Raw genomic sequence first — 13,002 nt, 5'->3', positions numbered from 1 at the left:
ACCGCGAGGGCAAGGAGCGCTTCGACAGCCGCAATGCGGTGCGCCCGGTTTTTACCAGCGAAAGCGGCGGCCGCATGGCGGGGCCGACCCTCTACGAGGTCCCCGCGGCGGCGTTCCTTGAGGATCACGCCCTGTCGGAAGAGGTCTTCGGCCCGCTGTCGCTGGTCGTCCGGGTGCCGGCGGCCGAGGCGATGGTCGCGCTGGCGAAGGGCTTCGAGGGCCAGCTGACGGCCACGATCCAGATGGAGGCGCCGGATACGGACCTCGCCCGCCGCCTGCTGCCGGTGCTGGAGCGCAAGGCCGGACGGGTGCTGGTGAACGGCTTCCCCACCGGGGTCGAGGTGGTGGATGCGATGGTCCACGGCGGCCCCTATCCCGCCAGCACGAACTTCGGCGCCACCTCCGTCGGCACCATGTCCATCCGCCGCTTCCTCAGACCCGTCTGTTACCAGAACATCCCCGAAGGCGTGCTGCCCGAAGATCTGGAATAAAGTTTGGTCATGCCCCTACGAGAATGTCATTCGGAACGATGAAATGATCCGCAGGATCATGCTCGTTCCGATACGGGGCAGCCTGGATGAACCCTTCAAGATGCCACCGCGACCGGCAGGGCCGCGGCGGTGGGCAATGGAGCCCGGCCGTCACTTGGCCAGCGACGCTTCGTGCAGGTCGATGCGCTGCCAGAAACCCGATGCCGGATCGGTCGAGTCGAGCGGATAGCCCGAGTCGATCGCCGTCTGCTTCAGGATCTCGCGCCGTTCCTCGGCGGAGCGGTTCGGGAACAGCGTGGCGAGCAGAACTTCGGCGCCCTCGGGCACATCCATGGCAACGCCTGCCTCGCCGCTCTGCGGCAGGTCATAGGTCATGGTGAAGTTGTAGAACTCCCGCATCGGCGCGGCGGCCCAGGGATCCGCGGCGGTCGTGCTTACCGCCGCGCATTGCGCGATCGTGGTGCCGCATTCCTTTTCCAGCGCCGTGCGCAGTTCCTCGCGCGCCTCGGAGAACAGCTTCTGATAGGCCGGATCGTTCAGCAGCGCGCTGACGTTGCGTTCCACCACCATGCGGCTGCCGATCACGTCGAGCGGATAGTGCACCCCCAGGACGACGCGCGAATAGCCGTAGCCCGCCGCGCGGTCGACCAGCGCGGTGAACCGCTCGGGCAGCATCTCGGCCAGCAGCAGCGCATCGGTATAGCCGGTGTTGGTATGCCCGCTCGGGAAGGCGCCGGCGGTGGCGGTATAGGGCGCGCCTGTCCTGGTCACGGCGTTATCGGGAACCAGCCGGATCGTGTTCTGGTCGATCAGGAAGGGGCGCGGATAGTTGAAATAGCTCTTCGCCGCGGAGGTGCTGACCTCGCTCATCTTGATCAGCGCGGCGGCCTTGCCGATCTCGCCCTTCTCATAGGCGGTGAGGAAGGCATGGCCGAGCTTTGGGCCGAGCGCCTCGGGCAGGAAGAACAGGTAGGAGATGCCATCCGCATCATACAGCGCATGGTCCTGCTGGGCGGGGGCGGCACCGTGATTGATCTCGGTCACGGTCATCTCGGACCGGGCAAGCTGCCAGCGCGGCAGGACGGTGAAGGACGAAAGCACCTTGATGTCGGCGTCCTGATACTCCTTGACCGGGATCTCGTAGCCGCTGGCCTTGAGCCAGTCGGTATCGGCGTAGGGCGCGCCCTGTTTCGCCTTGTCGACGTTCTCCTGCGTCAGCGGCGCTTTCGCCGAGGCGTCAAGCGCCGCGATCAGCCCCTTGGCCGCATCGTCGAGCAGTCCGCGATAGGTCGGGTCGGCATTGGCTCGGGTGACGGTATCCGCGACGGGTGCGATCTGGGCCGGCGCGACGGCCTGCCAGGCGAGAGCGGGCGACACGGCAAGCAGCCCCGCAACCAGTGCGGTGCTGATGGTCAGCGAATATTTCATTGGAGGGTTCCCACGATATTGTGCGATATCCGGACGCTAGGACTGGAATATGACAGTTCGATTGCACGAGGCGACGCACACGAACAGGTGATCGGCGGTGCCATCGCAGCCGGGCTACGGGACGTCCACCTCATGGATCGGGTGCGCGCAAGCTGTCCAGCCACTCGCTTTCTCGGTTTCAGCCATAGCTCGTCGGCCCTCCGATGGATGCTATGAAGGCGTGCAGGCCGGGGCGGTCGATGATGCGTGAGGGGAACCATATTCGGCGGGCAGCGCCCTCTGCCGCCAGATCCAGTCCATCGGGGTCAAGCGATGTCACGCGCCATTTCCCCCGGACGCCGCCCGCCCGGGCGGAAAGCGCGGCCAGCGCTGGACGGCTGTCATTGATCCGGCGGATCTCGTCCACTTCGTGGCGGCACAGATCCTCGGCGCTGGCCAGTTCCGTGCGCAGGTCTGCCGGCGTCAGGTCGTCGGTGTTGCGGGCCGGGCCGCCGTTCAGGTGAAGGCCCTCGACCGCGACCCGGAACATCCGGGTATCGCGCAGCCCCAGATAGGCCGCCGATTTCGGAAACCGCCGGCGCCCGGGGCGCGGATCTTATCAAGGCCTTAACCACGGGGAGGGTTACCGTTTCAAAACGGCAAACGCAGGCCGGGAAAGCCGCCGATCCCGCAAACGCAGGGTCGACGAGATCGGGCGATACCGGATCAGGGCAATCAGGCGGCGACCTTGCCTCGTGCAGGGGTCTGAACGCCAAGCTGGGCCAGAACATGATCGCGCAGCGTGACGAATTCCGGGCTGGAGCGATCGGCGCGCGCGGCGGCCGGAACCTCGACCACCTCGGCGATCCGGCCCGGCCGGGGATGCAGGACGACGATGCGATGCCCGAGATAGACGGCCTCATCGACGTCATGGGTCACCAGGATCGCAGTTGCCTTTTCATGTGCCACGATGCGCTTCAGTTCGTCCTGCAGCCGCAGGCGCGTCAGCGCGTCCAGCGCACCAAGCGGTTCGTCCAGCAACAGGAACCGCGGCCGGTTCACCAGCGCCCGCGCGATCGCCACCCGCTGCGACATGCCGCCTGACAACTGCGCCGGATAGGCCTGCGCGAAATCGCCGAGCCCGACCAGATCGAGGTGCTCGCGCACCGTGCGATCCTTGTCGGCGCGGCTCAGACCGCTGCGCAAAAGCGCCGCCGCGACATTCCTTTCGGCCGTCAGCCAGGGCAGCAGGCGGTGTTCCTGAAACACGATCGAACGGTCGAGGCCGGGGCCCTTCACCGGCTGGCCGTCGATCTCCAGCGTGCCCTCGAAATCCCGGTCGAGCCCGAGGATCAGCCGCAGCAACGTCGATTTGCCGCAGCCCGAGGCGCCGACGATGGTGATGAATTCGCCGGGCGCGACGGTCAGGTCGATGTCGGACAGCACCTCCACAGGCGCGCCATCGACGGTGAAGGACTTGCTCAGCCGGTTCAGGCGCAGGGCAGGGATGGTCATGGTCTTTTCCACTTCACAAGCAGGGTTTCGGTGCGTTCGGCCAGTGAATTGTAGGCGAGGCCGATCAGCGCGAAGATCAGGATGGTCAGGAACAGCAGGTCGATGTGGAACAGCTGGCTGCCCTCGCTCAGACGTCCGCCAAGGCCGGGCGCGATGTTCAGGAACAGCTCCGACCCCACGGTGGCGAGCCATGCGTAAATCAGCCCGCCGTGCAGTCCGGTGAAGATCGCGGGCAGCGCCGCAGGCAGCGCGACGAGGCGGATATAGTCGCGGCGGCGGAACAGCAGCGCCTCGGACAATTCCCGACAGGTCTGCGGCACCTGCGCAAAGCCCTGCCAGGTGTTGATCACCACCGGCTGAAAGGCGGCGACGGCGATGAAGGCGATCTTGCCGGTGTCGTTGCCGCCGAACCACATTGCCAGCAGCGGCACCCAGGCGAAAAGCGCGGTTTGCCGTTGCGCCACCACGGTCGGACCGATCACGGCGGCGAAGCCGCGCAACAGGCCAAGCGCCGCGCCAAGCGCCAGCCCCGCCCCGGCACCGATGCCGAAGCCAATCAGGTTGCGCCAGAGCGTGGCGCCGATGTCGCCCAGGATCGTGCCTTGCGTCAGTTCGTAGCGCAGCCTTTCAAGGATCTCGAGCGGCGAGGGCAGGAAGCGCCGGTCAACCAGATCGAACTGCCGCGCGGCGATCCAGATCAGCACGATCAGGCCGAAGGAAATCAGCGCGGCGCGCCGTTCCGGCAGGCGCCGGGGAAGGGAAATGTCAGCCATTGCGGCCTCCTGCGTTCCAGGGTTGGGCGCGGCGTTCGAGCCATTTCAGCACCGTGTCGAGCGACAGGCCCAGCAGGCTGACCACCACCATCGAGATCAGCACGAGGTCGAGCTGGAACAGCTGCCGCCCCCAGGTCATCAGATAGCCAAGCCCCTCGAACGAGGCGAAAAGTTCCGCCAGCACCAGCGTCTGCCAGGCATTGGCCAGCCCCTCGCGCAGCCCGGTGAAGATCGACGGCAGCGCCGAGGGCAGCACGATCAGCCGCAGCCGGTCCTGTGGGCGGAAACCGAATACCTCGCCCAGCTCGTTCAGCCGTTCGGGGGTTTCGGCAATGCCGCGCACCGTGCCGATGATGACGGGGATCGAGGCGGACCAGGCGATGACGACATATTTCAGCGGCTCGTCGATCCCCACGAACAGCGCGAGCAGCGGCATCCACGCCAGCACGTTCACCCGCGCGATCGCCTGCACAGGCGGATAGGCATAGGCGCGAAAGCCGGGAAACAGCCCGCAGAGTGCACCGAAGATCAGCCCCAGCCCGGCCCCGGCGGCAAAGCCCACGGCGACCCGGCGGATGCTGACGGCGGTATGCTCGGCCAGAGATCCATCGGCCCAGAGTTCGGTGAAGGTCTGCCAGACGAGTGCGGGGGAGGGCAGGATCTGCGGCGGCAGCCATCCGCGCGCCGCCCCCACCCACCACAGTGCCAAAAGCGCCGCGGGGAAAGACAGGCCAAGCAGCACCGCCGACAGCCGCGCCCAAAGACGACGCCCGAACAGCGACAGGCCCGCGGGGCCGGATCGGAACGCCCCTTTGTCGACGCTGACGCTGGCATTTGCACCTGTGTCGGTAAGGCTCATGGAACGGGTTTCCTGTATGGGGACCGTGCGCCGATGGGGCCGCCGCACGGTCCGGGTGGGTTACTGGGTGACGGTGGATTGCCGCTCCGGCGCGTCGATCTCGCCGGCCTTCACGATTTGCCCGTTGGCGTCGTGCCAGGACCAGAAGTCCTCAAGGTCCAGCTCCGCCAGCGCGCGGTCGAGGTATTGCCGGTCGAACCAGCTGTCGACCCGCGCATCGCCGCGCAGAAGACCGTATTCCTGCGCTGCACGCGCCTGTTCGTTGTAGCGCGCGACGACATAGTCATCGATCAGCGGATTGATGATCTGCGACAGACGCACCCCTTCGAAATTCGCCTCGAAGGTTTCCTTGGGGAAGCCGGACAGTGTCCAGGCATCAAAGGCTTCTTCGCGGTTCCCGTCCTCCGAGATGAAGGCCGCCGCCTTGACGATGGTGTTCACCACCCTCTGGGTCAGGTCGGGATGCGCCTCGGCGAAGGCCTCGGTCACGAGGAAGGAGGAATTCCGCCCGAGTGTCGGATCGTCGCCCTTGGTGGTGTAGGGAATCTTCACCACGCCGCGCTGCGCGAGCGAGATGTATTCCTGCCCGCCGAACACCGCCTCGACATTGCCCGAGGTCAGTGCCGCGACGGCGGATCCGGCATCGAGGTTGATGAAGCGCACGTCCTTTTCGCTCAGCCCGTGCAGGGCCAGAATGCGGTCGGTGGCGTTTTGCAGGTTGGTGCCCTTGAACAGGGCGACCTTCTTGCCGCGCACATCCTCGACCGAGTTGATGTCGCTGTCGGGCGCGACGGCAAGGTAGATCGGGTCGTTGCGCCCGGTCGCGAGAATGAACTTGTGCTTCAGCCCGTTCGCCCGTCCGACGATGGCAGGCAGATCGCCCAGCAGGAAGAAGTCGAGCTGCCCCGCCGCCACGGCCTCGTTCAACGCCGGGCCTGCGCCGCGATAGAAGGTCCAGGTGACCTTGATATCGGGGGCGTCCGCGAATTCCTTTTCGATCAGTTCGCGGGCCCGGACATAGGGGATCGCGGTGCTGTGGGAATAGGGTTTGTTGTCGGCGCCGACGCCAGGGAAGCCAAAGCGGATCTCGGTTTCGGCGGCGGCGGGGCCGGTGATCGCAAGACCAAGGGCAAACGCCGCGAAGATGTGTTTGATGGTCATCAGGCTTCCCCTTATTCGGCGGCGATGGCCGGTGCCTTGTCGACACGGCTGAGGGTGACGCTGCGGCGGCCGTCGATGGCGGTGGGCACATCGCCCTCGATGGTCACCCGGCGCACCACGCGGTGCTGGTCGCCATAGTCGTTGACGGCGTAATGCTGCGTCGCGCGGTTGTCCCAGACCGCCACGTCCCCCGCGCGCCAGCGCCACCGCACCGTCACCTCCTGCGCGGTGATATGATCCTGAAACAGCTGGAACAGCCGGGCACTGTCGGCGCGCGAGACGCCAACGAAACGCTGCGCGAAATTGCCCAGAAGCAGCGTCCGTTCGCCGGTTTCCAGCACGCGCACGACCGGGTGTTCGGTTTCATAGACCGTGCGGGTGAAGGTCTTTTCAAATTCGCGCCGTTCCTCTTCGGTGGCATGCGGGCGGACGGCGGCGTAGTCATAGGCGTTGCTGTGCACGGCCCAGAGATTGTCGGCCAGCAGCTTCAGCGGCGCGGGCAGGCGTTCGTAGGCGGCAACGGTGTTCGCCCAGACGGTATCGCCGCCGAACTCCGGCACGACCAGCGCCCGCAGGATCGAGATCTTGGGATAGGCCTCGACGAAGGTCACATCGGTGTGCCACTGATCGGCCCGCGCGCCGCCCGCCTGCCCGGCTTCTCGTGCCCCGCTACGCCGGGTGTCGAGATCGAGGATCGAGGCCGACCCCTTGAGCGATCCTTGCGTCGGATGCGCGACCGGCGCGCCGAAACGGGCGCCGAAAGCCTCGTGCGTCGCATCGTCCAGATGCGTCTGGTCTCGGAAGAACAGCACCTTGTGTTTCAGCAACAGCGCGTAGAGCGCGCGGATCACTGGTTCGGACAGGTCGCCCGACAGCCGGATATTGGCGATTTCCGCGCCGATATGGCCCGAGATGCGGCGGATGTCACCCGGCGGGATGACGGCCTCGATCTCGGCGTCGGACAGGTTGGGGGTAACGTTGATGGTCATGATGGGTCCTCGTGTTTTCAGGGTGAGCAGATCCGGCCCGCGGGAAAACCGCAGGGGAAGGAAACGTCGGCCATCCGGCCCGCAGGCGGGAGGAATGGCCCTTGTCAGGTGGTTCGGAGGGTCAGCGACAGAGCGTCATTCGGCACGCTCCAACTCGGGCCGGGCCAGCGGCCGGGCGCGATGCGGTTGCCGCGCGGGCCAGCCGAGGCCGAGGTTCCCGCGCAGCGTCTGCGCCTCGTATTCCGTCCGGGCGAGGCCGCGGCGGCGCAGTTCGGGCAGCACCTGCGCGATGAAATCGTCCAGCCCGCCCGGCAGCGTCGGCGGCATCACGTTGAAGCCATCGGCGCCGCCGTTGAGGAACCGCTCCTCGATCTGGTCGGCGATGTCGGATGCGGTGCCCACCACCTGCCAGTGACCGCGTGCCCCGGCGGTGCGCCGGGCCAGTTCGGCGATCGACAGGTTGTCGCGGCGCGCGAGATCCACCAGCAGGTGCTGACGGCTCTTGCCGCCGTTCGTCTCGGGCAGGTCGGGCACCGGACCGTCGGGATCGTGGCCCGACAGATCGACGCCGATCATCTGCGACAGCAATTGCAGCCCGACGGCGGGATGGATCAGATCCTGCAGTTCGGCGAACGTGTCCTCGGCTTCGGCGCGGGTGCGGCCGACGACCGGGAAGATGCCGGGCATGACCAGCAGGTCATTCGGGGCGCGGCCGTATTTCGCCAGCCGTCCCTTGAGATCGGCATAGAACGCCTGCGCATCGGCCAGCGTCTGCTGCGCGGTAAAGACGACCTCGGCGGTGCGGGCCGCAAGATCCTTGCCCGGTTCGGACGATCCTGCCTGCACGATCACCGGCTGGCCCTGCGGCGAGCGCGCGACATTGAGCGGCCCGGCCACCGAGAAATGCGGCCCGCGGTGATGGATCGCATGGCGTTTCGCCCCGTCGAGGAACCGGCCGCTGGCACGGTCGCGCAGGAAGGCGCCGTCCTCGTGGCTGTTCCACAGCTCGACCACCACGTCGACGAATTCCTCCGCCCGGGTATAGCGGTTCGCATGCAGCAGATGTGGCGCGTCCGAGAAGTTGCGCGCCTCCGCCTCGGTGTTCGAGGTGACGAGGTTCCATCCCGCCCGGCCCGCGCTGATCGCGTCGAGCGAGGCGAACTTGCGCGCCAGATTGTAGGGTTCGTTGAAGGTGGTCGAGACGGTGCCCACCAGCCCGATGGTGTCCGTCACGGCGGCAAGCGCCGACAGCAGCGTCAGCGGCTCGAAAAAGGCCGAGCGCGAGCTGCGTTCGCCCGTCACCGGGGCGAGGTCGCGCACCCCGAGCGTGTCGTCCAGAAACAACAGGTCGAATTTCGCGGCCTCGGCCTTGCGGGCTATGTCCGCATAGGCGCGGAAATTGGAACCGAGATCCGCTGCGGACGAAGGATGCCGCCATGCCGCCACATGATGCCCCGGCGCCATGAGGAAGGCGCCCAGCCTGAGCTTTCTCGACGGTGTTCCAGCCATGTGCGATCCCCTCGTTTGAGGTCCCGACAACGGCGCCGGAACATCAACAGGATAAGGGGGGCGGTCACTTTCTGTCGATAATCTCTACCGGAATTATATATTATATTGGCCGGCGGGGACGATGACAATTTTTTGGCAAAAGGGGGCCTCGCACCAGATCGGCGAAATCAGCGGTTTCGGGATGGGCGGCGCCTTCGGGGATGCCGGACAGATTCGCTGACGCCCGGAGCGACCGCGTCAGATCATCCTGTGCCGCCCGATCGGCAGCATGATCGGCCGTCCCGAGGTCGGATCGGTGATGACCCGGCTTTCGAGGCCGAAGACCGCGCGGATGTTGGCTTCGGTCAGGATGGCCTCGGGCGGGCCGGCGGCATGGATGCGTCCGCCCGCCATCGCCACCAGATGGTCGGCGTAGCGCGCGGCAAGGTTCAGGTCATGCAGCACCATCATGATCGTCGTGCCGCGCGTGCGGTTCAGGTCGGTCAGCAGGTCCAGCACCTCGATCTGGTGATTGATGTCAAGGAAGGTCGTCGGTTCGTCCAGCAGCAGCAGACCGGTTTCCTGCGCCAGCGCCATGGCGATCCAGACGCGCTGGCGCTGTCCGCCAGAAAGCTCGTCCACGGGGCGGTCGGCCAGATCGAAGGTGTGCGTGACCTCCAGCGCGGCGGCCACGGCTTCGTCGTCGCGGGCGCTCCAGCGCGACAGGAGGCCCTGATGCGGATAGCGCCCGCGGCTGACCAGATCGGCGACCGTGATGCCCTCGGGAGCGATCGGCGATTGCGGCAGCAGGCCCAGCACCTGCGCCAGCCGCCGCGACGGGATGCGGTGGATCGACGTGCCGTCCAGCAACACCTGCCCCGCGCGCGGTTTCAGCAGGCGCGACATGACCCGCAGCAGGGTGGACTTGCCGCAGGCATTGGCGCCGACGATCACTGTGATCCTGCCGGGCAGCAGGTCGAGGTCGAGCCCGTCCAGAATGACCGTATCGCCATAGCCCGCGCTGATGCGGCTGGCGTTCAGGATGTGGCGGGTCATGGCGTGCCTCCGGCGCGATTGGCGCGCACGATCAGGGTGATGAGGAAGGGCGCCCCAAGCGCCCCGGTCACGATCCCCACGGGATAGCGGCGCGGCAGCAGGAACTGTCCGGCATAATCGCCGAGCAGGACCAGCAGCGCCCCCACCAGCGCGGCGGGCAGGAGCAGCGAGCCGTTGTTGCGGATGATCCGCGCGGCGATCGGTCCCGACAGGAAGGCGACGAAGGCGATCGGCCCGGCGACGGCGGTGGCCACGGCGATCAGCCCGACGGCGGCGATGACGATGGTGATGCGGGTGCGCGCCACAGGTGTGCCAAGTGCCGCGGCGGTGTCATCGCCAAGGCGCAGCGCCTCCAGGTCCCGCGCCCGGCTGAAGAGCACCCCGCCGAACAGGATCAGCGCCGCCAGCACCGGGACCGATTGCGCGGGCTGCGCGCCGTTCACGCTGCCGGTCAGCCAGCGCATCGCCTCTTGCAGGTTCCAGGCAGAGGCGCCGGACAGGACATAGGCGACGAAGCTGTTGAGCATGGCCGACACCCCGATGCCCACAAGGATCAGCCGCGCCCCGGCGACGCCGTTGCGCCACGACAGCGCATAGATCAGCAGCGCCACCCCCAGCCCCGCGATCACCGCAAAGATCGATACCACCGGCCCGTTCAGCCCCAGCACGACGATGGCGAAGACGGCGGCCGCGCTGGCGCCGGAACTGATGCCGATGATGTCCGGGCTGGCCAGCGGGTTGCGCAACATGGTCTGGAAAGCCACCCCGCCCATACCGAAGCTTGCCCCGGCCAGCACCGCCAGCACCGCGCGTGGCAACCGCAGCCGGCCGATGGTGAAGCTGGCGCCCGGGATATCCTCGCCCGTCAGCACGCGGAACACGGTGCCGGGCGGGGTAAAGGACTGGCCCAGCATCAGCGTCAGCGCGAAACCCGCCGCCAGCAGCACCAGCAGCAGGGCGATCACGCGCCGGCGCGCTTGGGAACGGGTCTTGCGGGCGGTGGTGATGGCGGAAACGGACAGCATGCTCACAGCTCCCGCACACGCTGGTGGCGCAGCACCCAGATGAAGAAGGGCGCGCCGACGAAGGCGGTGACGATGCCCACGTCCAGCTCGGCCGGGCGGGCGATGATGCGGCCGATCACATCGGCGCCGAGCAGCAGCCCCGCCCCGGTCAGCGCCGAAAAGGGCAGAAGCCAGCGGTGATCGACCCCCACAAGCAACCGGCACAGATGCGGCACCACCAGCCCCAGAAAGCCGATCGGCCCGCAGATCGCGGTGGTCGCACCGCACAGCAGGACCGCGCCAAGCGCCGCGAAGGCGCGGGCAAAGGCCACGCTTTCACCAAGCCCCGCCGCCAGATCGTCGCCAAGCGCCAGCGCGTTCAGCCTGCGCGCCGACAGCAGGCACAGCACGAAGCCCGCGATCAGCACCGGCACGACCTCAACCGTGCGGGCGAAGGTCGCGCCGCCGATGCCGCCGATCTGCCACAGCCGGATGCCCCCCGCGATATCGTTCCGCGGCAGCACGATGGCGATCACCAGCGCCGCGAAGGCGACCGACGAAGCCGCCCCCGCCAGCGCCAGCTTCAAGGGCGTCGCCCCGCCGCGCCCCATCGAGCCGATGGCATAGACGAAGACCGCCGCCACCCCCGCGCCAAGGATCGCCGTCCAGATATAGGCCTGCGCCGTGGCGATGCCGAACCACGCGACACCGATCACCACGGCAAGCGAGGCCCCCATATTGACCCCCAGTATCCCCGGATCGGCCAGCGGATTGCGTGTCACGCCCTGCATCACCGCTCCGGCCAGACCAAGCGCCGCGCCGGCGAGCAGGCCCAGCACCGTGCGTGGCAGGCGCGCGGCGACGGCGGCCTGATCGGTGTTTTCGATCCGCCCGGCGAATGCCGCCAGAATATCGGACAGGCCGACCTCGCGCGTGCCGATGGCGACGGACAGCGCCGAGATCACCGCCACCCCCGCCAGCACCGCGATCAGCGCAAGCAGCCGGACCCGGTTCGACCGTTCGATCACGCGCGCGCGGCGGAGGGCGGAAAGGCTGCGTGCTGTCATCGGCGGCATGCCGTCATCGCGCGGCTTCGGACTTCCGCGCCGCCTCGGACAGCATCGCCACATAATCCTTCAGCACCCAGGGTATCGACAGCGGCGTCGGATTGGCGGCGGTGCCGACCGGATCGCGGCCCAGAAGCACGATCGCCCCCTTTTCGACCGCCGGCATCCGCGCGATCAGCGGATCCTTTTCCACGGCCTCCAGCAAGGACGGGCTGCCATAGGTCACGATGATGTCTACATCGTCGAAGGCATCCACGCGCTCGGCGCTGATCTCGCCGGCGAAACGCCCGCTGGCCGAGGCCTCCTGCACGCTTTTCGGCGAAACCAGCCCCAGATCGGCGAAGAATTTCACCCGCGTGTCGTGGGTCGTGTAAAAGCGCACCATGCTCAGGTCGGTGGTGTCGACATGGGTGATGAACATCGCCGATTTGCCGGCAAGTTCCGGATGGCCGGCGGTGACGTCGGCGATCTCGGCCTCGATCCGGCCGATCAGCGCGGCACCCTCGGCCTGCATCCCCATGCCTTCGCTGTTCAGCGCGATCATCTGCCGCCAGTCGGTGGCCCATGGCGCCTCGGGGAAGGCGACGACCGGGGCGATCTGGCTGAGCGTATCGTAATCCGACTGGCTCAGCCCTGAATAGGCGGCAAGGATCACATCGGGTTCGGTGGCGGCCACGGCCTCGAAATCGATCCCGTCGCCCTCGTCGAACAGCACGGGGGCGGGGGCGTTCAGCTCCTTCAGCCGCGCGGCGACCCAGGGCAGGATGCCGTCGCCGTCGTCATCGCCGAAATTCGCCCGCGCCATGCCGACCGGCACGACGCCAAGCGCCAGTGGCACTTCCTGATTGGCCCAGGCCACCGTGGCGATCCGCTGCGGTCTGGCGGGAATGACCGTGGTGCCAAGCGCATGTCGGATGGTGATCGGATAGCTGTCCTGCTGCGCCTGACCCGGCCCGGCCAGCAGCAGGCACAGCGCCAGCGGCGCGGTCACGAAGCGGAGGATGGAACGAAGGATGGAAGGCATCATGCGGCCCCTTGCTCAGCGGTGTTGCATATCCGATCTTTTTCGTGGGCTTTTCAGGTCGCATCCCATGCGTCAAGACTTGCTCGGGCGGGGGCCGGGACGGACCGGACGATTTCCATGGAAACTGACAAAAAAAGTAGGAATACACAATACGGGCCTCGGCGCGCC

12 protein-coding genes and 1 pseudogene are annotated in these 13,002 nt (G+C 67.2%); 1 reads left to right on the top strand and 12 read right to left on the bottom strand.

The features are described 5' to 3' along the window. Nucleotides 1-491: pseudogene (locus tag D2T30_RS17235) on the top strand (aldehyde dehydrogenase (NADP(+))); the annotation flags it as partial. A gap of 150 nt (nt 492-641) precedes the next feature. Here D2T30_RS17235 and D2T30_RS17230 read toward each other — a convergent pair. The 12 genes from D2T30_RS17230 to D2T30_RS17175 all read right to left on the bottom strand — a co-directional run bounded on the left by D2T30_RS17230 (nt 642) and on the right by D2T30_RS17175 (nt 12,834). Next, on the bottom strand, nt 642-1,919 hold the full coding sequence (locus D2T30_RS17230; RefSeq protein WP_128209895.1) for an acid phosphatase: 1,278 nt from the start codon (nt 1,917-1,919) through the stop codon (nt 642-644). A gap of 178 nt (nt 1,920-2,097) precedes the next feature. Then, nucleotides 2,098-2,448: a hypothetical protein gene (locus tag D2T30_RS17225; RefSeq protein ID WP_128209894.1), complete on the bottom strand. Its 351-nt coding sequence runs from the start codon at nt 2,446-2,448 to the stop codon at nt 2,098-2,100. Nucleotides 2,449-2,633: 185 nt separating this feature from the next. Further along, nucleotides 2,634-3,413 carry an ABC transporter ATP-binding protein gene (locus tag D2T30_RS17220; RefSeq protein WP_128209893.1) on the bottom strand — a complete coding sequence of 260 codons (780 nt, stop codon included), beginning with the start codon at nt 3,411-3,413 and terminating at the stop codon, nt 2,634-2,636. After that, the gene (locus D2T30_RS17215) at nt 3,410-4,186 is read right to left on the bottom strand and encodes an ABC transporter permease (RefSeq protein WP_128209892.1); all 777 of its coding nucleotides are present in this window, start codon (nt 4,184-4,186) and stop codon (nt 3,410-3,412) included. Before D2T30_RS17215 ends, D2T30_RS17220 begins: the two co-directional genes overlap by 4 nt. Beyond that, entirely contained in the window at nt 4,179-5,045 is an 867-nt protein-coding gene (locus D2T30_RS17210) for an ABC transporter permease (protein ID WP_128209891.1), read from the bottom strand. Before D2T30_RS17210 ends, D2T30_RS17215 begins: the two co-directional genes overlap by 8 nt. Before the next feature lie 60 nt (nt 5,046-5,105). Next, the gene (locus D2T30_RS17205; RefSeq protein ID WP_128209890.1) at nt 5,106-6,206 is read right to left on the bottom strand and encodes an ABC transporter substrate-binding protein; all 1,101 of its coding nucleotides are present in this window, start codon (nt 6,204-6,206) and stop codon (nt 5,106-5,108) included. An 11-nt stretch (nt 6,207-6,217) separates the two neighbouring features. Beyond that, nucleotides 6,218-7,195: a TauD/TfdA dioxygenase family protein gene (locus D2T30_RS17200; protein ID WP_128209889.1), complete on the bottom strand. Its 978-nt coding sequence runs from the start codon at nt 7,193-7,195 to the stop codon at nt 6,218-6,220. A gap of 135 nt (nt 7,196-7,330) precedes the next feature. Continuing rightward, complete coding sequence (locus D2T30_RS17195) at nt 7,331-8,704, bottom strand: LLM class flavin-dependent oxidoreductase (protein WP_128209888.1); 1,374 nt, start codon at nt 8,702-8,704, stop codon at nt 7,331-7,333. A 237-nt stretch (nt 8,705-8,941) separates the two neighbouring features. After that, nucleotides 8,942-9,739: an ABC transporter ATP-binding protein gene (locus D2T30_RS17190; RefSeq protein WP_128209887.1), complete on the bottom strand. Its 798-nt coding sequence runs from the start codon at nt 9,737-9,739 to the stop codon at nt 8,942-8,944. Then, complete coding sequence (locus D2T30_RS17185) at nt 9,736-10,764, bottom strand: FecCD family ABC transporter permease (RefSeq protein ID WP_128209886.1); 1,029 nt, start codon at nt 10,762-10,764, stop codon at nt 9,736-9,738. The genes D2T30_RS17190 and D2T30_RS17185 overlap by 4 nt, the downstream gene beginning before the upstream one ends. Before the next feature lie 2 nt (nt 10,765-10,766). After that, on the bottom strand, nt 10,767-11,810 hold the full coding sequence (locus tag D2T30_RS17180; protein ID WP_128209885.1) for a FecCD family ABC transporter permease: 1,044 nt from the start codon (nt 11,808-11,810) through the stop codon (nt 10,767-10,769). A 13-nt stretch (nt 11,811-11,823) separates the two neighbouring features. Beyond that, nucleotides 11,824-12,834 (bottom strand): iron-siderophore ABC transporter substrate-binding protein, encoded by a 1,011-nt coding sequence (locus D2T30_RS17175; protein ID WP_128209884.1) that lies wholly within the window; start codon nt 12,832-12,834, stop codon nt 11,824-11,826. Nucleotides 12,835-13,002 lie beyond the last annotated feature (168 nt).

This window comes from Paenirhodobacter populi, from assembly GCF_004022215.1.
Lineage (GTDB): Bacteria > Pseudomonadota > Alphaproteobacteria > Rhodobacterales > Rhodobacteraceae > Rhodobacter > Rhodobacter populi.
The sequence above is the reverse complement of the archived record's forward strand: the minus strand, read 5'-3'. Positions and strand labels throughout refer to the sequence as shown.

Bases quoted from the DNA above. Each gene is read 5' to 3' on its own strand.
- D2T30_RS17180 (WP_128209885.1), bottom strand. From the start codon at position 11,810: ATGACAGCACGCAGCCTTTCCGCCCTCCGCCGCGCGCGCGTGATCGAA.
- D2T30_RS17225 (WP_128209894.1), bottom strand. From the start codon at position 2,448: ATGTTCCGGGTCGCGGTCGAGGGCCTTCACCTGAACGGCGGCCCGGCC.
- D2T30_RS17230 (WP_128209895.1), bottom strand. From the start codon at position 1,919: ATGAAATATTCGCTGACCATCAGCACCGCACTGGTTGCGGGGCTGCTT.
- D2T30_RS17210 (WP_128209891.1), bottom strand. From the start codon at position 5,045: ATGAGCCTTACCGACACAGGTGCAAATGCCAGCGTCAGCGTCGACAAA.
- D2T30_RS17175 (WP_128209884.1), bottom strand. From the start codon at position 12,834: ATGCCTTCCATCCTTCGTTCCATCCTCCGCTTCGTGACCGCGCCGCTG.
- D2T30_RS17190 (WP_128209887.1), bottom strand. From the start codon at position 9,739: ATGACCCGCCACATCCTGAACGCCAGCCGCATCAGCGCGGGCTATGGC.
- D2T30_RS17205 (WP_128209890.1), bottom strand. From the start codon at position 6,206: ATGACCATCAAACACATCTTCGCGGCGTTTGCCCTTGGTCTTGCGATC.
- D2T30_RS17185 (WP_128209886.1), bottom strand. From the start codon at position 10,764: ATGCTGTCCGTTTCCGCCATCACCACCGCCCGCAAGACCCGTTCCCAA.
- D2T30_RS17195 (WP_128209888.1), bottom strand. From the start codon at position 8,704: ATGGCTGGAACACCGTCGAGAAAGCTCAGGCTGGGCGCCTTCCTCATG.
- D2T30_RS17215 (WP_128209892.1), bottom strand. From the start codon at position 4,186: ATGGCTGACATTTCCCTTCCCCGGCGCCTGCCGGAACGGCGCGCCGCG.
- D2T30_RS17200 (WP_128209889.1), bottom strand. From the start codon at position 7,195: ATGACCATCAACGTTACCCCCAACCTGTCCGACGCCGAGATCGAGGCC.
- D2T30_RS17220 (WP_128209893.1), bottom strand. From the start codon at position 3,413: ATGACCATCCCTGCCCTGCGCCTGAACCGGCTGAGCAAGTCCTTCACC.